This window comes from Roseateles agri, from assembly GCF_034043675.1.
Taxonomy (GTDB): Bacteria; Pseudomonadota; Gammaproteobacteria; order Burkholderiales; family Burkholderiaceae_C; genus KK5.
Genome location: NZ_JAXCLA010000013.1, coordinates 59560 through 77061, shown reverse-complemented (window position 1 = coordinate 77061; position 17502 = coordinate 59560). Strand labels below are relative to the sequence as shown.

Below are 17502 nucleotides of genomic sequence, written 5' to 3'. Positions count from 1 at the left end.
GGCCGCTCAAGCCTCGGCCATGACCAGATAGGCCATCGCAAACAGCGAAAGGGCGAGCGTCATGCCGAAGAGCACCTCGGCAGTTTCCCGTGTGATGAGCGAAGCGACCCGCATATCGATCTCCGTCGAAGCGGCCCACCAGAGCTGGCGGCCGTGATCCAGTGTGTGAGTGGAGGACTTCAGCGGCTTGGATGAATCCGGCATGGCTGGGCGGATCCAGTCACTGATAAACGGCCGGAGATCCCATGCAGCGCCAGCAGGGCAAGCTGCATCTCGATCAGTTGCAGCGCCCGCGCCCCACCCTCGTTCTCGATCACGCTTGTCAGCGCCTGCAGCCATTCGTTTCCCTGCAGAGGATCAGGTACGCCGAAGGAATGGTCATCGGGCCATAGCGCCAGCACTTGCTTGATCCTGTCCATCGTCAAGTCCCAGGATTGATTGGCTGCGGTGCCGAATCGGATGCGATCAGCGCGTCGAACTCCGGGCGGAAGTGCCGCAACATCGCTCGCACCGGAATGGCCGCCGAATCCCCGAGCGCGCAGATCGTGCGCCCCTGGATGTTCTCGGCCACGGACTTCAGCAGTTCGAGGTCCGAGGCGCGGCCTCGGCCGCCCTGTAGCCGTTCCAGCTGGCGCCAGAGCCAGCCCGTGCCCTCACGGCAGGGTGTGCACTGGCCACACGATTCGTGCATGTAGAAGTAGGACAGGCGCTTGAGCGAACTGACCATGCAGCGGCTGTCGTCCAGCACGATCACCGCAGCCGAGCCCAGCATCGAGCCGGCCTTGGCGATCGCGTCATAGTCCATCGTCAAGGCCATCGCCTGCTCGGCAGGCAGCACCGGCGACGACGCACCACCAGGGATCACGGCCTTCAGTTTCCGGCCGGCCCGCACGCCGCCGGCCAGCGCCAGCAGTTCGACAAAGGACGTGCCCAACGGTACCTCGTAGTTGCCCGGCAGTTCAACATCACCGCTGATCGAGAAGATCTTTGTACCGCCGTTGTTGGGCTTGCCGCATTCCAGATAGGCTTGGCCGCCCTCGCGGATGATCCAGGGCACGGCGGCGAAGGTCTCGGTGTTATTGACCGTGGTCGGCCGGCCGTACAAGCCATAGCTGGCGGGGAACGGCGGCTTGAAGCGTGGTTGGCCCTTCTTGCCTTCCAGCGATTCGAGCAGGCCTGTTTCCTCTCCGCAGATATAGGCGCCGAAGCCATGATGTGCATGCAACTCGAAGCCGAAGCTGCTGCCCATGATCTGCGGGCCGATAAAGCCGGCGGCGCGTGCCTCGTCCAGCGCCTCCTCGAAGCGCTGGTAGGCGTGGAATATTTCTCCGTGGATGTAGTTGTAGCCCGTGCCGATGCCCATGGCGTAAGCGGCGATGGCCATGCCTTCGATGACGATGTGCGGGTTGTAGAGCAGGATGTCGCGGTCCTTAAACGTACCCGGCTCGCCTTCGTCCGAGTTGCAGACGAGGTACTTCGGCCCGGGCAGCTGGCGCGGCAGGAAACTCCACTTGAGGCCGGTGGGAAAGCCGGCACCACCGCGACCGCGTAAGGCTGAGACCTTCACTTCTGCGATCACCTGCTCCGGCGTCATGCCCTGTGTCAGGATCTTGCGCAAGGCTTGGTAGCCGCCGCGTTGCACGTAGTCGGCCAGGCGCCAGTTGCGGCCGTCAAGGCCGGCCAGGATCTGAGGTTCGACGTGGCGGCCGTGAAAGCAGGTTTCTGCGCCCGTGGCCTTGAAGCGCGCGAGCTCCGGCATTGCCGGGTCGTACCTGTTCATCAACGGGCGCATCCGCGCTTCGCATCAGACATGGATCAAGCCCAGGTTGCCCGCCTTCAGCAAAGTGTCCATGCGAGAGCTGGCGGCGAGCTTGCACATGATCGCCCGCAGGTGGGTCTTGACCGTTCCGACGGTCACGTCGAGTTCGCGCGCCAGCGTCTTGTTGCAGCAGCCCTTGGAGAGCATGCGCAGCACTTCCATTTCGCGCTGGGTCAAGGTGTCGTAGGTCATGGCCAGCGAAAGCTGCTCGGCCATAGAGCGGGACAGATAGCGTCGGCCGCGGGACACCGCTATCAGCGCGTCGCGGATCTCGAACAGGTCGTCCCTGCTGCACAGAACGCCCAGTGCGCCCCCCTCGACACCGGCCCGAACGACGGCTGGCAGGGCCAGGTCTGTCACTAACACCACCCGCAGTCGCGGTGCCGCATTCCTAATGGCCGCCATGAAGGCCGAGACGCCGAGCTGGCCCAGCATCGGATCGACCAGCGCGACGCCATCGCCGCAGGCCTCGCAACCTGCGATGAGGTCCTCCAGCGAGCGCGTCAGGCCGGCAACGCGAAAGGCGCTGTGACCGGCAACGATAGCTTCCATACCGTGCAGCGACAGCGCCGATACCTGACCGATCAGGACGCCGGTCGGGGCAGTCGCCGCGACGCGGTTAGACAGGCCCGACTGCCCGGGCGCCGACTGCCACGCAGCGGCCTCCACGACAAGACCAGACGATTCCAACGAGCTGAGACATTCCGCCATGTCGATACCTCCGCGACGATGGATCAACCTTATCGGCGCACCTGGCCCTTCGGCTTGCGCAAGCCTGCTGCCGCTGGCCCAAAACAGGCGCAATCCTTTCGACGCCCGACTGCCTCCATCGAAAGTAAGGCGCGACCCTCGCGCGCAGGGAACTTGGCCCCTGGCAGGTGCCGGCGGAGACTGGCTGCCGCTTCCATGGAGGTGGGCGCAGATGAATCGGAGATCGCTCTGCGGGGCAATGACACAGCAGCGGGTAGCAGGCCTGCTTGCGGCCGTCTTGCTGAGCGCCTGCGCCACGCCAGGGCACCTTTCTCCGCCGCAGGAAACCCTGAAAGGCGCCGCAATCGGCCTGTCTGCGGATAACGCTGCGAAGGAGCCCGCCCTTGCCGAACGCTGGTGGGAGGTCTTCGGCGATGCCGCGCTGGATCAACTGATCGACAAGGCCTTGCAGGACAACCCCTCGCTGGCCGCGGCGGGCGCGCGCCTGCGCCGGGCCGCCGCCGCGGTCGCTCGCGTGGAGAGTAACGACACAGCCCAAGTCGCTGCCCGCTTCGACGCCACCAGCCAACGCTTTCCCGAGCACGCCCTCTATCCGCCGAACATCGCGGGCACTCACCAAGAGATCGGCAGCCTGCAGGCTGGCCTGAGCTGGGAGCTGGATTTCTTCGGCCGCAACAAGGCTGCGCTGGAAGCCGCGCTGGGCAGCGTGCACGCAGCCCAGGCCGATGCCCAGGGTGCGCGGCTGCTGCTGGCCTCATCGGTCACGCGCAACTACCTGCAGTTGGCGCGCCTGCTGGAACAACGCCGCATCGCGCTGCGGACGTTTGAGCAGCGCAGCGAGGTGCTGGCACTAACCCGTCGGCGCGTGCAGGCGGGCCTGGACACCGCCATTGAACTCAGGCAGGGCGAAGGCGCCTTGCCCGACACGCGCCAAGCCATCGAGGCGCTGGACGAGCAGATCGTGTTGCGCCGCCATGCCCTTGCGGCATTGGCCGTCCAGCCGCCGACGGCAATGGACGGGCTGGCACCACAACTGCTTGCTTTGCACGGCGCCCAACTGCCCGAGCGGCTGCCGGCCGACCTGTTGGGGCGCCGTGCCGACATCGACGCCGCCCGGCTACGTGTGGAGGCCGCGACCCAGGAACTGAAGGCGGCACGAGCCGACTTCTATCCCAGCATCAATCTGATCGCCTTCGCCGGCTACAACGCGATCGGCTTGAATCGCCTACTCGAAGCCGGCAGCGAGCAGTACGGAGCCGGCCCGGCGCTGCGCCTCCCGCTGTTCGACGGGGGGCGGTTGCGTTCGGCCTTGCAGGGCCGCGCCGCCGAACTGGACCTGGCCATCGCGGCCTACAACGGCGCGCTGCTGGAAGCCGTGCGCGAGACCTCGGACCAGATCGCGTCGCTTCAGTCCATCGCGCGCCAGCAAGAGCAGCAAGACCTGGCGCAGCTGTCGGCCGAAAGCGCCTATGCACTGGCGGTCCGCCGCTACGAAGCCGGGCTGGGCAGCTATCTGATCGTGCTGAGCACCGAATCGGCGGTCTTGATACAGCGACGAAGCCACGCCGACCTGCTAGCCCGGGCGTTGGACAGCCAGGTCGAACTGATGCGTGCACTGGGCGGTGGCTACGTCGCCGATGCACTAGCCGATCCGCTGCATGCTCGCCGCTGATCAACCTCGCCCTCATTCAATGGAACCCGTCAATGAGCACTGCTGCGCCGTCAGCAAGACCAGCCACAAGTTCGGCACTGGACTCGTCGCGGCGCAGCAATCTATGGACGATGGCCGCGCTAGTGCTGATTGCCGTTACGCCGCTTGTTCTGCCGGAGCCTTCGATGAATAGCGCCATGCCTCCCGGGCCATCCGCCCCTGCCCCTGCCCCTGCCCCTCCACCGACACGGGGAGGGTCGCGGCGATTCTGGTGGTGGGCCTTGGTCCTGATAGCGCTGGGCTGTTTGGCCGTCGGCGTATATCAGATGCCCGGGCACGGCGACGACGTCGAGACCGACAATGCTTACGTCCAAGGCAATGCAGTCCAGATCACTCCCCAGATCGCGGGCACCGTGCTGATGATTGGTGCCGACGACACCGATTTCGTCCGCGCCGGCCAGACCCTGCTGCGTCTCGATCCTGCCGACACACAAGTCGCACTGGAACAGGCCGAGGCACAGCTGGCACAGACCGTGCGCGAGGTGCGCCAACTGTTTGCCAACAACGGGACCCTGTCCGCCCAACTGTCACTCCGCCAGGCCGAGTTGACGCGACTGCAAAGCGAGGCCGCGCGTGCGCGAGATGACGTGCGACGTCGCTCAGCGCTGATCGCGGACGGCGCCATCGGACGCGAGGAGTTCGAGCATGCGAAAACGCAGCTGGCCACGGCCGAAAGCGCGATCACCGCAGCCCGCGCCGCCGTGGAGGCCGCCCGTGCGCAACTCGGCAGCAATCGCTCCCTGACCGACCGCACGCGCGTCGAGACGCATCCCAATGTGCTGCGCGCCGCGCTTCGCGTCCATGAAGCCTGGTTGGCACGGCACCGGGTTGATCTGCCAGCGCCCGTCGATGGCTACGTCGCTCGGCGTAGCGCACAACTGGGTCAGCGGGTGCAGGCTGGAGCGCCTTTGATGTCGGTAATCCCGCTGAACACCTTGTGGGTCGATGCGAACTTCAAAGAAAGCCAACTCGGTCGGCTACGGATCGGGCAGCGGGCAAGCCTGAGCGCCGACGTCTACGGCACGCGAGTCCGCTACCATGGACGCGTGCTCGGGCTAGGCGCGGGCACGGGCGCAGCATTCGCCCTGCTGCCTCAGCAGAACGCCACCGGCAATTGGATCAAGATCGTCCAGCGGGTGCCGGTGCGTATCGCGCTCTTGCCTGACGAACTGGCGGCCCACCCCCTGAGGCTTGGCTTGTCCATGGTCGTCAGCGTTGATGTCGGCGACAGCAGCGGGAGCGCGCTGGCCGAGGCCCCGCGTCCGCTCGCCAGCACGGCCGTGTTCGATACCGGCGAACGCGAGGCCGAGGCAACCGTGCGCCAGATCATTGCGGACAACAGCAGCAGCGCGCCGGGCGAGATGGCCACAGGGCGCCACGCGACCGGGCCGGCACAAGGTCACCCACATCAATAGCAAGTTCGAGCCAGGCTCGTCAGCCCTGTTCTAGCTGACGCAACAGGCAGCGCCGAAGCTGCATATCTTCCAAGCACAGGAGAGCCCGATGAATAAGCCCTTTCGACTCACCGCCGTCACCGTGACGATGATGGCCGCCGCCGCCCTGCTGTCGCCGCGCGCGGGCGCCCATGACGCGGGGGAAGAGACCGTGACGCCAGTTCAGCGCAAGCCGCTGCCGGACATGCCCGGCAAGCAATTGATACTGGCCGTCGTGGCCTACGCGCCGGGTCAGGCCTCGGCTGCGCACTTCCATCCGGGTTCAGTGTTCGCCTATGTGCTGGAAGGCGAGGTCGTCAGCCAGCTGGAGGGAGAGCCCGAGCGCGTATACAAGACGGGCGAATCTTGGTACGAGCCCCCGCGCAAGCCGCACCTGGTCTCTCGCAATGCCAGCACCACGAAGCCGGCGCGCCTGCTGGCCGTTCTGCTGGGCGACGAAGGCGGGCCCGTGAAGGTGCCCCTGGAGAAATGAGCGGCGCGCAATGGCCCCCAGCCCGAGGCTCCGGCATGCGCTGCGCTACGCGCTGATTGCAGCCCTGCCCTTCAGTGACTTCCTCCAGAGTGGCGTGGTGGCCTTCAATGGCGCCCCGATCATGGGCGACATCTCAGCCGGCCCGGAGGAATACAGCCTGGTAGCAACGCTCTATGCCCTGGTGGCCATCGCGGTCATCGCCAGCCATCGGTGGCTGCTCGAACGGATGGGCTGGCGCATCTTGATCCATTGCTCGGCCGCGCTCTTCGCTGCGGGTGCCGTGGGCTGCGCCCGCAGCGAATCCCTGGTGACCTTCGCGCTCAGCCGGATGATGATGGCCGGCGGCTGCGCGAACTTCCTGACTGCTGGGCGACTGCTAGTGAACCAGTCCCCGCCTTCGCCGCAGCGCTTCACAGGCATCCGCCTGCTGGCTTCGGGCATTGCCTGGGGCGGTGTGGCTGGGCCCCTGCTCGCCTCCATGTCCTTGGTCGCTGGGGACTGGCGAAACGCCTTCTATGCGATGTTGTTGCCCGCCGGGCTGCTCTCGCTGTTAGGCGAACTGGCGCTGCCTCGTGAGCGGCTCGAGCAACTGACCGACTTCGACCCGCGCTGGACACTGTTGCTCCTGGGGGGCAGCCTGTTGCTGCTGCTGGCCTCGCAACGCTCAGGCTTCGACTTCTTCGCTGATCCATGGCCCTTGCTGCTGTATGTCGCAGCGGGTGTGGCGGTACTGGCAGGCATTGCCTTGACCGGAGCCCGGCGTTCTCGGCCACTGTTGCGGCTGCGCCAGATGACGCAGCCGCGCCTGCTGTTCGGCCTCGCTATTTTCGGTCTCTGCTACACCGTCCTGGGAGCGGACAACGCCATGCTCCCGCTGCTGATGCTGCGCGGCATGAACCTACCCCAGCAGGTGGTCGGTGTCTACATGGCCATCGGCGCGCTAGGCGGGGTCCTGGGCTGGATCGCGCTCGCCCGCCTCCTGCCACGCCATCCGGGCCCCTCTCGCTACTATCTGCTGTCCCTCGGACTGCTGCTGGCCTGCGCGCTTCAACTGGGCACTCTCAGCGAAACGGCCCACCCGACACGAAGCGTCCTACCCGCCCTGCTATGTCACGGCGCCTTTGTGATCACGGTGCTTTCGATCACGGCGATGCAGGCCTTCCAAACCTTCCAGCAGGACGAGACCAACTTCTCGAACGCCAACCAGGTGAAGAACATCCTGTCGCAGTTGGGTGTTGCCGCCGGCGTGGCAATCGCCACGCTTGGCCTGCAGTGGCGCAGCACCCTTCACTATGTGCGGCTTGGAGAATCGCTGCCAGCGTCGAGCCAGCAGTTGACTGACGTGCTGGACCCGCTGAGCCGATTCCTCGGCAGTACGCACGACCCGACTACGGCGGCGCACCTGGCGCTTGCCGAAGTAGGCACGATGATGGCGCAGGAAGCAACGCTGCTGGGCGCGTTGGACTATTTCGTGGCACTCGGCTGGTTCGCTGGGGGCTGCATCTGCGTTGTGCTTGCCGAGCGCCTGATTCGCGGACTCAGGCAGGTTGCATCGGACCGCCGGCCCCGGGTAGCCCTCACTCCAAAGTCGTAGTTGCGACTGCACCCCCTGCAGCGCCCTTCGCTTGCGCTTTCGCGAGATGACCTCGAGCTTCACATGGCTTGCAATGATCGGCATCACCATCTGCTAGAGCCTGCGATGAATGTCTCTTTCCTTCAAGGTGCGGATTGCATGCCACTGATTGCAGAGCCCACGGGTCAAGTCCTCGAACTGACCGGAAGGCTCCTTCGCCCGGGCCGCCTGCTGATGCTCGACGAATGCAGCACCGAGAGCACAACCGAATCCTGTCGCAGGCCGTTCCTTGAACTACCAGTCGGGCTGCAGAGCCTGGAATGCCTGGTGATCCTTGGACCGACGCATTCAATCGCCAACGGGGGCAGCGGCCTCTCGCTGACCTATGTGCATCGTCACTCACCGGCCGGCCTCCATTGGCGCAATAGCGATGGCGTGGCGGTCGACCTCCAGCCAGGTGCGCTCTTCATCAGCCAGACGCGTCGCGACGTCTTGCTGGAGCTGAGTCCGTCCGAATTCGGAGAGTCTTGCGACTACGTGCAGTGGCTGCTGAACACGACGACCTCTGCAGAAATCGCGGCGTGCGTGAGAGACGAAGACGTTGCCTTCTGGAACAGCCCGGAAGCCTGCGTGCGCGTTCTTGTCGGCGAGCATGAGCTGCAGGGAGGTGCGCATGTATCGCTGCCACCGATGAACCTGTTCGACATCGACCTGGCCCCGCTCGCGGAATTCGATCTCCTGCTTGAGGAGGATCGCGAGGTCATTGCCTTGGTGTCGACCGGTTCCCTGCAGCTGCACGGCGTCCAGATCGACGCACCATGCGCCCTGGCATTTCTCGGGAACGGACCGCTAGTGCGACTGAGCACTCGCACCGGCGCCTCCGTGCTCTGGCTGGAATGGTCGAGGTCGGACGACAAGGCCGAAACGCCTGTTCAGCCGAGTTGACCTCTATCGATCCATGCCTCGCAAGGAATGGTCATGTTCGGATTGGCGAATCTCGGCGTGATACACACCATCTTCAGCATGATCGCCTTGATGGCGGGGACCGTCTGCGTGCTGCTGGACAGGGAGATCGATCCCGGCACGCCGGCGGGCCGCACCTTCATCCGAACAACAGCGCTCACCTGCGTCACGGCCCTGGGCGCTTTCCGGCACGGCAGTTTCGGCAAGTCGCACGTGCTGGCCTTGGCGACTTTGTGCGTGCTCGGTATCGCGAGCCTGGCAGGGAACAAGCGAATGTTCGGCAAGGCAGCGCCATATGTGGCGGCCGTCAGCTATTCGCTGAGCTTCTTCCTGCATCTCGTCCCCAGACTTGCGGAGACGTTCACGTGCATTCCGATCGGGGCCCCGCTTTTTGCCAGCGCCGAGGATCCACTGCTCCGGAAGACCGTCGGCGCCCTCTTCGTGCTGTTTCTTGTCTGCGTTGCCATGCAGTTGCGTCGCCTGCACTTCGAGTTGCACTAGAAGGCCGAATGCTGATGAGGCCCTGGCCCGCACAGACTACCTGGCCAGCCGCGCCGCGATCGTGGCGACATACTTCCCCTGCGCACGCGCCATGCCAAGCTCCTGCTCACTGGGTTGGCGCTCGCCCTGGCCGCCGGCGATCGTGGAGGCACCATAAGGGCTGCCGCCCTTGATCTCGTCCAGGCCCATCTGGCGCTGCTCGCTGTAAGGGAGGCCCACGACGACCATTCCCAGGTGAAACAGGGTGGGATGGAAGGTCAGGATCGTGCTCTCCTGCCCGCCGTGCTGAGTCGCGCTGCTGGTGAAGACACTGGCGACCTTGCCGATCAGTGCCCCGCTCATCCACAGGGTCCCGGTCTGGTCCAGGAAGGTGCGCATCTGCCCGCTCATATTGCCGTAGCGTGTGGGCGTACCGAAGATGATCGCATCGTAGTCGCCCAACTCGGCAGGCGTTGCCACCGCGGCGCCTTGGCCGAGCTTGCCACCAGCTCTCTGGACTGCGTCGTCGGGCATCGTCTCCGGCACCCGCTTGATGACCACGTCGGTGCCGCCGTCTTCCGCGGCGCCTTCCGCTTCGGCCTGCGCCATCCGCTCGATATGACCGTAGAAGCTGTGATACAGGACCAATATTTTCGTCATGGAGAACCTCGTGAATGAGAAGGAAGATTGAAAGTGCCGGTAGGGCTGTCGATGCGAATCGACTCGGGCGCATGAACCTGGAGTGAGGATCACGCATGGAAGGACCGCTGCCTGACCCGTACGCCCATCGACGGCGCGCGTCATTCCGCGGCGAATGCCTGTTACGCGCTGGAGGCCGCGCCCAGCTCGATCTCCAAGGCCTTGGCTACACCCGCCCCATAGGCAGGGTCGGCAAGGCCGCAATTCCGGATGTGACGTCGGTGGATCTCCGGCGGCGCACCGGAAATGGATCGCGCCGTGTTGTCGAACAGCCTCTGTTGCTGATCGAGCGTCATCAAACGGAACAAGGCACCGGGCTGCGAGAAGTAGTCGGTGTCTTCGCGATGATCCCAGTGATCCGCGACACCGATCTCGCCCAGCCCGGGCTCGCGGAACTCCGGCTGCTCCGCCCATTCGCCCTGGATGTTGGGCTGGTAGCCCACCGTGCCGCCGTGGTTGTTGTCCACCCGCATGGCTCCGTCCCGGTGGTAGCTGTTTACCGGGCAGAGCGCCGCATTGACGGGGATCAGATGGTGGTTGACGCCCAGCCTGTAGCGCTGGGCGTCGCCATAGGAAAACAGGCGGCCCTGCAGCATCTTGTCCGGCGAGAAGCCGACGCCGGGGACGACATTGGCCGGATTGAAGGCAGCCTGCTCAACCTCGGCAAAGAAGTTCTGTGGATTGAAGCTCAGCGTCATGACGCCCACCTCGATCAGCGGGTAGTCGCGGTGCAGCCACACCTTGGTCAGGTCGAAGGGATTGAATGCGACCTTGGTCGCCTCGCGCTCAGGCATCAACTGCACCTTGAGCGTCCAGCTCGGAAACTCGCGCCGCTCGATCGCCTCGAACAGGTCTCGCTGGTGGCTCTCACGATCCTGCCCGATCAGCGCCGCGGCTTGGGCATCGTCCAGGTTCCGAATACCTTGATTGCAGATCCAATGGAACTTGACCCAGTGCCGTTCGCCACGTCCATTGATTAGGCTAAATGTGTGGCTACCGAATCCGTGCATGTGCCGGTAGGAGGCCGGGATTCCGCGATCACTCATGACGATCGTCACCTGGTGCAGAGCTTCAGGCAACGAGGTCCAAAAGTCCCAACTGTTGCGAGCGCTGCGCAGGTTGCTGCGCGGATCCCGCTTGACCGCGTGATTGAGGTCCGGAAACTTCAGCGGATCCCGCAGAAAGAAGACCGGAGTGTTGTTGCCGACGAGGTCCCAGTTGCCCTCTTCGGTGTAGAACTTGACGGCAAAGCCACGAATGTCTCGCTCGGCATCGGCAGCACCGCGCTCGCCAGCGACCGTCGTGAAGCGCGCAAACAGCGGCGTATCCTTTCCGACGGCGGAGAAAAGCTTCGCGCGGGTGTACGCCGTGATGTCGTTGGTGACCGTGAAGATGCCAAATGCGCCGCTGCCCTTGGCGTGCATGCGCCGTTCAGGAATCACCTCCCGGTCGAAATGCGCCAGCTTCTCCAGAAACCAGACGTCTTGCAGGAGCTGTGGTCCTCGTGGGCCAGCGGTCAACACGTTCTGGTTGTCAACGACGGGACAGCCCGCGTTGGTGGTGAGCTTCTTCGTCATCTCGGGCTCCGATGGGATGGGACGCTACGCTCCAGCTTAGGCATCTGCCGAGTTCAGCTCTTGGACGAACCGCGCGTCGATGGACTGATCCGGTCCTTCTTCGAGCTACAGCGATCAAATGGCCAGGCCGTCGCGCACGCCGATGAGGCTCGGCGTTATGCTCCCTGCTTCCGAAGCGTCGGCTTCGCCATGGCAACTTGGACCATGACTGCATGTTCCGCTCGGCCGTCCTTGCGTCGCCTGCTCGCTGGAGCGAGCATTTCGGCGTTCCTGCACCTGGCGGTTCTCGCGGTGCTTGCCTACCCGGGCATGCTGGGCCGTCGGTCGATCGCCGCATCTGCCCGACCAATCCTGGTCGAACTCAAGATGCTTGCTGAGAAGGGCGTTACCGAAACGGGCGAGCCATCGGCTCCCCGCCCGGCGCTGCCTGGCCGGGAAAAGGCGAGGGACATCCGCGCGTCGGGGACCCATCGCCCATTGCCGTTTGAGCTTAGGGTCGCAAACGTCGATTCAAGCGCGTCAGATGCGCCCGCCCCCCTTGAACAATCCATCGACCGAGCGCCGCCAGCAGAGTCCGTTGCGGCGGCAGTTGCCGACACTGCGCGACCCAGCTCCGACGGCGCCTCCGATCCGCCAAGCATGACGGACGAATCGTCGTGGGAAGCCCGGCTGATCGGGCACCTCGGCAGGTTCAAGCACTACCCCTACTTGGCGCAGCGGACCGGACAGCAGGACGTCGTGTATGCCACCGTCGTCATGGATCGCCTCGGACGCGTATTGGCCTGCGAAATAGCCCGCAGTCGGGGCTTCGAGGCCCTGGATCGCGAGGTTCATTCATTGTTCGCACGCGCCTTCCCGCTGCCGGCTCCGCCCAGCGAGGTGCCGGGCGACAAGATCGCCCGGACCATTCCCATCAAGTTCCTCGTGCGGCCGTCCTGACTCGGCAGGATGTGCACCCCGCACAGACGCACTCGCACTTTTCAGCCCTTCTTCATGGACGCTTGCCATGGTAATTGCCCGCGCCCGTGAGTTATTGTTCCGACAATCAAAGCGGGGAGCCCGTCTCGCCGGCACGAGTGGCGGTCTTGCACGGGCGATTGCCTTCATCGCTCATGCGAGCGTATTGATGCTCACTGGGCTCGCCAGCCCGAACGTGCGGGCGCCGAGGTAGAACTGAGCCACCGTGCCGATTGAACTTTGAGCCAGGGTGGAAACCAGTGCGGGAAGCACGGGCTGTGGATGAGTCTAGGGTTTTCTCGGGTAATTGAACTCCTGGTCGTTGTCCTGGGCGTGCGTGGCAAGGTGCGAAGGGCGTAGCTCGCAGCGTCTTGCTACGCACGCTGGCCCTCATTCGGCGGCGGTAGCCGAGTCGGGCTTATCTCCTGCCTTGCGAGCCTGCTCCCGGGCCTTGATGCGCTTCTTGGCCGTGGCGCTGCTGTGCAGGAAGCGATGGCTCTCATTGCCGGTCGGCGCCGACACACCAGTCAGCTTGACTTGGATTGACGCCCGGACTTGGGTGGCGCTGTCCCGAACACGCGATCCCAAAGCGTGAAGGTGACGCCATAGCAAAGTCCATTCGAGGCACGATGATGGATGGCGTGCCAGCGCTTGCGCTCCTTGAGCCACTCGCCCCGCGAACGCCAATGGTGGGTCGAATGATGGCAAACCGCATAGCCGAAGTAGCCAATCACAACGCCGAGCGTCAGGGCCGAGGCCCTCCAGAATGTCGTCGTAGCCGCCGCCGGTGCGAATACCAGCACGGCAATCAAAGTGGCACTCAGCGCCGTCGGTGAACTGATCAGTGCGGTCGGCCGATCATGATGGTGCAGGTGCCAGGTCCTGAACGGTTCCATGCCGTGCAGGATGAAGCGATGCACCAGATATTCGATGAGTGGCCAGGCAGCCAGGCCCAGCGCCGCGGAACCGGCCATTTGCATCCACTGCGCGCGTGGCCCGAGCATGGGCAGGCTTATTGCCGTGCCACCAATGGCCAGCGCATAGATGGCGAAGTCGGCCCAATACGCGGCCTTGCTGTGTTCCAGCGCGAACATGTTCTCTCCTTCGACGAGCGGGGCTCATCAGCTTCAGTTGATTTTGGGCGCCGTAGGCAATCGCGCGAATCTGCCGGTGGTGCCCGTCATTCCTAGTCTTTTGTCATGGTGGACCCATGGCACTTTGGTCATAGAGCGTCGTCCCCAACGCCACGGGAACGGCCTACACTCGACCTAGGCGAGATGCATGAGCAAGCGCCACCGAGTCGCATCGTTCACCTCAAGATTCGGCAAGAGAAATAGCCCAAACCATCGCCTACCATCTTCGTATGACCTCGTTCGATCGGCCATCTTCAGAGGACATCGCTATGCAAACACGGTTGGCGGAGACTACCCGTGACGACGGACACGCCTGAGCTGGCGACCTGGTCGACCGACGAGGTGGATGATGTACAGCGGGTGGCGTACTACGCTGCTGCGCTCGAATCGTCCATCGATCCGATGCGAATTTCGGCCATTGGCACCGGGCCGTTCTCGGCCCACATCAGCTCTGCGGCGCTGGATAGGATCTCTTCCATTCGCATCGTCGGGGATGCTCATTCACTCAAGCGCGGCCGACAGGAACTGGCCCGCAGCGGCGAGCCGCATTTCCGACTCATCGTCAATTTGAAGTCGTCCTGGCACCTGGAGCAGCACGGCTCATTCGCCTTGCGCCCCCGCGATGTTGTACTGATCGACTCGCGATATGGCCACGCCACCGAATTACCGAGTTCCTTCGAAGTTCTCCACCTGAAACTCTCCGCGTCTTGGGTCGAGCAGTGGCTCCCCAATGCAGAGCATCTGGCGGGAAAGCCCATTCGTCACGACAGTGGATGGGGCGGCGCCCTGAGCAGCTTCGTCGCGCAGTTGTCTCCAGACTTCGCGGCCAAGTCCCCGCTGCCCTTGCGCCTGGTCAACGATCACCTGGGCGTATTGCTTTCGCTGGCCTCGAACCCCATCTCCGATCAGACGGTAGCGGCGCCCCTCAGCACGCTCGCCGCGCGCATTCGCGAGCGCACGACAGAGCGCAGCCCGGAACTCTTCCTTACCGCGGCAGAAGTGGCTCGCTCGTTGGACATTTCGGTGCGTACGCTGCACCGCAGCCTCGCCGCTTGCGGCCAGAGCTTTGGCTCGCTATTGATCGATGCACGATCGACACAGGCCTTGCGCATGCTCGAATCTCCCATTTTTTCGACCGAGAACATCGCGGAGATCGGCCGCCGTTGCGGCTTCGCGGACGCCTCTCACTTCACCCGGGTGATACGCCGTCGGACCGGCCGTTCTCCATTGCAAATCCAGAGAGATTGCGTGCCTGGTACTCGGAATCACTGAAGCCCGAATGGTTTCGAAATGCGCTGGCCATACGCCTGCCGTCCCTGAATCCGGCGCGTTGCGCAAGATCGTCCGCACCCAGCCGCCAGCCTTTGCAAGACTGACCCAGTAGCTTGACCCGGTCGAGTCGCAGCCGGGTCAGCAAAGCGGCGAAAGTCCGGCCGTGTGCGGCCAGGGCAAGATGGACCGTGCGCTCCGGGAGATTCAAGGACTCGGCGATCCGGGATGCGGTCAGGTCCGCTTCGCCAAGTCTTTCTCTCATTTGTTTGACGATCGGAACATTCAGGACGGCCTCTGAAGCGGTCGCTGTCGAGCTTTGCGACCCCAGCGCGCCTGCGGCCAACATCAGCAGGACTCCAAGCTGTTGCGTCATGACTTCAGTCGGCAAAGGGCAATGGCTTGTTGCGAACTGCGGTGTCAGCTGTGATGCGAATGCAGCGAGCGTGGAACTCCACCGGCCGTCGTGAGCCAGGCGCCGAGACGTAAATAGCCTTGGGTCGGGCACCCATTGCTCGACGAAACTTGCAGACATCGTGATGTTGATCAACTCGTAGGTCCCGACAGCGAGTTCGTGCGGCAGGTTCGAATCCATCAGGATTGCATCGCCGGGTCGCAATTGAATGCGCCCCTGCTGAACCACGCGCCAAGGCGCCAGACGGTTGACCACGAGATGGAACAGCCGCCTCTCGCTACGGGCAAGCTCGGTTTCACCTCGACTGACGCGATGGGCGCTTCCGAACAGGCGAAACAGCTCGAGCGGCCCCAGCGAAGCCATCTCCATCGAGGCATGAAAGTTGGATCTTGAGCCGCAACCCACGCTCATCGGCACCAGGGCATCGCCGACGGCCGAGGCATAGTAGTCAAGTGAATCGACGGCGTCCACATCGGCTGTCGACCAGCGACGGACAGCCAGGAGTTGCTGATCTTGCATTCAAGTCATCCGTTTGTTCGTATCGCAATCCGACCGAAGGGCTGGCGCAACTAGTCTAGGCTTCCACGCGCTGGACAACCGTTCCCTGCGCGACGCCGACCCGCGCGTTTTGGCCTCTGCGTGCCAGCACTTTTTGAGCTTTGAATTCGGGCCAAATGACTTGATACTGTTCCGTCGCGGCACAACTCCGCGGAGTCGGTTGGAGGGCCACGTGTCTGCTTCTGTCAGCGACTGTAGCGAGATCAGATCTTGGTCGACCGCCGATGTGCCCGAGCCTAAGCGGCTCGACTACTTCGCGGCCGCTGTCAGCGAGGCCATCCTGCCGTTGGCCATAGATCGAGCCAATCCGAGGGAGTTCTACGCCGAACTCAAAATGGCTCGCCTGGCCGATGTCGGCGTAACAAGCGTCAGCGGCAATGCGCATTCTGTATTTCGAGGGCGCGCTGAGATCGCAAGAAACGGCGAACCTTGTTTCAACCTGATGATGTCCCTGCATACGGCTTGGACTGCCGAACATCGGGGGCAGATGGTCCTGGCGCCGCGTGACATCCTCGTGATGGATTCTCGATACCCCATCCGCGCAACTGTCAGCAAAGAATTTCGAGCAGTCAATATCTCGGTGCGCGAGGCCTGGCTTCGGCGCTGGCTACCCGATCCCAATGTTCTTGCCACGCGACACATACCGGGAGGCTCTCTATGGGGTCTCGCCCTCTCCTCTTATCTGAGTTCTATGACACCGGAACTCGCTGCGAACCCTCCTCTGCCTCTGGCTCTGATGGCGGACCAAATCGGGTCACTCCTGGCATTGACGGCATCGGGCATCCCGGGAGCCTGGCCGCAGCGCAGCAAGGCGGCGATATCCATCAGGGAGCGGATCGTCAGTCAAATCCACCAGAGATGCCGCGAGCAGGGACTGACTGCTGCCGATGTCGCGCTCGGCCTGGGCATATCGCTGCGAACGCTTCACCGGGCACTGGCCAGCGAGCAACAGACCTTCGGCGGCCTGCTCCTGGATGCACGCGCCGGGCACGGCATGCGCATGCTTCAATCCACGCTCTTCAAGCTCTTGACGATCGAGGAGATCGGCTACCGCGCCGGCTTCCAGAACCCGTCCCATTTCTCGAGGATCATTCGTTCCCGATCTGGCCGGACACCGAAGCAGCTACGGGTATCCAGCGGGCACAAGACGGACTGAGGAACTCTGTATCCACCGCCAGCGTCGATCTGGCGGAGAACACCTCGACCCGGCTCGGCGCCGGCATCTGGCTTGTGGCGCGTCAGGAATTTTCAGCGGCGAGCCCGTCGGCGAGACGAAGATCACGAGCAGAGAGGCGGGCTCGCTCGCACTGATGTTCTCCGTCAGTCGATGGTGAGCGCCTGGCTTCTCGAACCAGGCATCCCCCACGTGATAGACCTTGGCCGGTTCGTCATCGAGCTAGGACATAGGCATAGACGAATGCCTTCCCGTGCGTGTGCGGCGCGGCGCGCACGCCAGGGCCGAAGTCGACAATCGCCGACGTGAACGTGTTGCCAGGGAGGTACTGCAGGTTCTCTTGCAGGAGCGGCCTGATGGTTTCGCTCGCATCATCGCCATAAGCCCAGGCGCCACTCATTATCGCGATGAGGGCGCAGCCGGCGAGACCGCGCGCAACGGTGCCAATGATCGGAAGAGGATGACGCCAGCGCTTCGCACGGTGAAGACGCAAAGGGAACGCCAACTCAGGCAGCACTTGAGGTCGAGCGCGGAGCG

General features: G+C 63.9%; 18 protein-coding genes and 1 pseudogene. 9 read left to right on the top strand and 10 right to left on the bottom strand.

The features are described from left to right. Positions 1-6 precede the first annotated feature (6 nt). From SNE35_RS31395 to SNE35_RS31380, 4 genes are read right to left on the bottom strand one after another with little or no spacing between them, the layout of a single operon-like run. Positions 7-204: a hypothetical protein gene (locus SNE35_RS31395; protein ID WP_320427013.1), complete on the bottom strand. Its 198-nt coding sequence runs from the start codon at positions 202-204 to the stop codon at positions 7-9. After that, positions 180-419 (bottom strand): hypothetical protein, encoded by a 240-nt coding sequence (locus SNE35_RS31390; RefSeq protein WP_320427012.1) that lies wholly within the window; start codon positions 417-419, stop codon positions 180-182. Before SNE35_RS31390 ends, SNE35_RS31395 begins: the two co-directional genes overlap by 25 nt. A 2-nt stretch (positions 420-421) precedes the next feature. Further along, a complete protein-coding gene (nuoF, locus tag SNE35_RS31385) occupies positions 422-1759 on the bottom strand; it encodes an NADH-quinone oxidoreductase subunit NuoF (RefSeq protein WP_320427011.1) in 1338 nt (445 codons plus the stop codon). Positions 1760-1804: 45 nt separating this feature from the next. Then, complete coding sequence (locus tag SNE35_RS31380) at positions 1805-2530, bottom strand: response regulator transcription factor (RefSeq protein ID WP_320427010.1); 726 nt, start codon at positions 2528-2530, stop codon at positions 1805-1807. Positions 2531-2768: 238 nt separating this feature from the next. On the opposite strand from SNE35_RS31380, the gene SNE35_RS31375 reads away from it, so the two are divergent. The 6 genes from SNE35_RS31375 (at position 2769) to SNE35_RS31350 (ending at position 9204) form a co-directional block, all read left to right on the top strand. Next, positions 2769-4202: an efflux transporter outer membrane subunit gene (locus SNE35_RS31375; RefSeq protein WP_320427009.1), complete on the top strand. Its 1434-nt coding sequence runs from the start codon at positions 2769-2771 to the stop codon at positions 4200-4202. 164 nt (positions 4203-4366) lie between these two features. After that, entirely contained in the window at positions 4367-5656 is a 1290-nt protein-coding gene (locus SNE35_RS31370) for an HlyD family efflux transporter periplasmic adaptor subunit (RefSeq protein ID WP_431312811.1), read from the top strand. Positions 5657-5744: 88 nt separating this feature from the next. After that, the gene (locus tag SNE35_RS31365) at positions 5745-6167 is read left to right on the top strand and encodes a cupin domain-containing protein (protein ID WP_320427007.1); all 423 of its coding nucleotides are present in this window, start codon (positions 5745-5747) and stop codon (positions 6165-6167) included. 10 nt (positions 6168-6177) lie between these two features. Next, positions 6178-7761: an MFS transporter gene (locus SNE35_RS31360; RefSeq protein WP_320427006.1), complete on the top strand. Its 1584-nt coding sequence runs from the start codon at positions 6178-6180 to the stop codon at positions 7759-7761. 105 nt (positions 7762-7866) lie between these two features. Continuing rightward, complete coding sequence (locus tag SNE35_RS31355) at positions 7867-8685, top strand: hypothetical protein (protein ID WP_320427005.1); 819 nt, start codon at positions 7867-7869, stop codon at positions 8683-8685. A gap of 33 nt (positions 8686-8718) precedes the next feature. Further along, entirely contained in the window at positions 8719-9204 is a 486-nt protein-coding gene (locus tag SNE35_RS31350; RefSeq protein ID WP_320427004.1) for a hypothetical protein, read from the top strand. Between the two features lie 36 nt (positions 9205-9240). Here the strand turns inward: SNE35_RS31350 and wrbA are convergent, their stop codons facing one another. Beyond that, entirely contained in the window at positions 9241-9843 is a 603-nt protein-coding gene (wrbA, locus tag SNE35_RS31345; protein ID WP_320427003.1) for an NAD(P)H:quinone oxidoreductase, read from the bottom strand. A 161-nt stretch (positions 9844-10004) separates the two neighbouring features. Further along, on the bottom strand, positions 10005-11459 hold the full coding sequence (locus SNE35_RS31340; protein ID WP_320427002.1) for a catalase: 1455 nt from the start codon (positions 11457-11459) through the stop codon (positions 10005-10007). Positions 11460-11519: 60 nt separating this feature from the next. Between SNE35_RS31340 and SNE35_RS31335 the strand changes: the two genes are divergently transcribed. Beyond that, the gene (locus SNE35_RS31335; RefSeq protein ID WP_320427001.1) at positions 11520-12398 is read left to right on the top strand and encodes an energy transducer TonB family protein; all 879 of its coding nucleotides are present in this window, start codon (positions 11520-11522) and stop codon (positions 12396-12398) included. Between the two features lie 408 nt (positions 12399-12806). On the opposite strand, the pseudogene SNE35_RS31330 reads toward SNE35_RS31335, so the two are convergent. Both SNE35_RS31330 and SNE35_RS31325 read right to left on the bottom strand, forming a co-directional pair. Then, positions 12807-12926: pseudogene (locus SNE35_RS31330) on the bottom strand (AAA family ATPase); the annotation flags it as partial. A 17-nt stretch (positions 12927-12943) separates the two neighbouring features. After that, positions 12944-13510, bottom strand: coding sequence for a sterol desaturase family protein (locus tag SNE35_RS31325; RefSeq protein ID WP_320426999.1), 567 nt, complete (start codon positions 13508-13510; stop codon positions 12944-12946). A gap of 336 nt (positions 13511-13846) precedes the next feature. Between SNE35_RS31325 and SNE35_RS31320 the strand changes: the two genes are divergently transcribed. Continuing rightward, positions 13847-14821: a helix-turn-helix transcriptional regulator gene (locus SNE35_RS31320; protein ID WP_320426998.1), complete on the top strand. Its 975-nt coding sequence runs from the start codon at positions 13847-13849 to the stop codon at positions 14819-14821. Here the strand turns inward: SNE35_RS31320 and SNE35_RS31315 are convergent. Beyond that, a complete protein-coding gene (locus tag SNE35_RS31315) occupies positions 14739-15752 on the bottom strand; it encodes an AraC-like ligand-binding domain-containing protein (protein WP_320426997.1) in 1014 nt (337 codons plus the stop codon). The two genes, SNE35_RS31320 and SNE35_RS31315, sit on opposite strands and share 83 nt — an antisense overlap. A gap of 211 nt (positions 15753-15963) precedes the next feature. On the opposite strand from SNE35_RS31315, the gene SNE35_RS31310 reads away from it, so the two are divergent. Further along, complete coding sequence (locus SNE35_RS31310; RefSeq protein WP_320426996.1) at positions 15964-16947, top strand: AraC family transcriptional regulator; 984 nt, start codon at positions 15964-15966, stop codon at positions 16945-16947. A 232-nt stretch (positions 16948-17179) separates the two neighbouring features. On the opposite strand, the gene SNE35_RS31305 is transcribed toward SNE35_RS31310, so the two are convergent. Continuing rightward, positions 17180-17470, bottom strand: coding sequence for a cupin domain-containing protein (locus tag SNE35_RS31305; protein ID WP_320426995.1), 291 nt, complete (start codon positions 17468-17470; stop codon positions 17180-17182). Between the last annotated feature and the right edge of the window lie 32 nt (positions 17471-17502).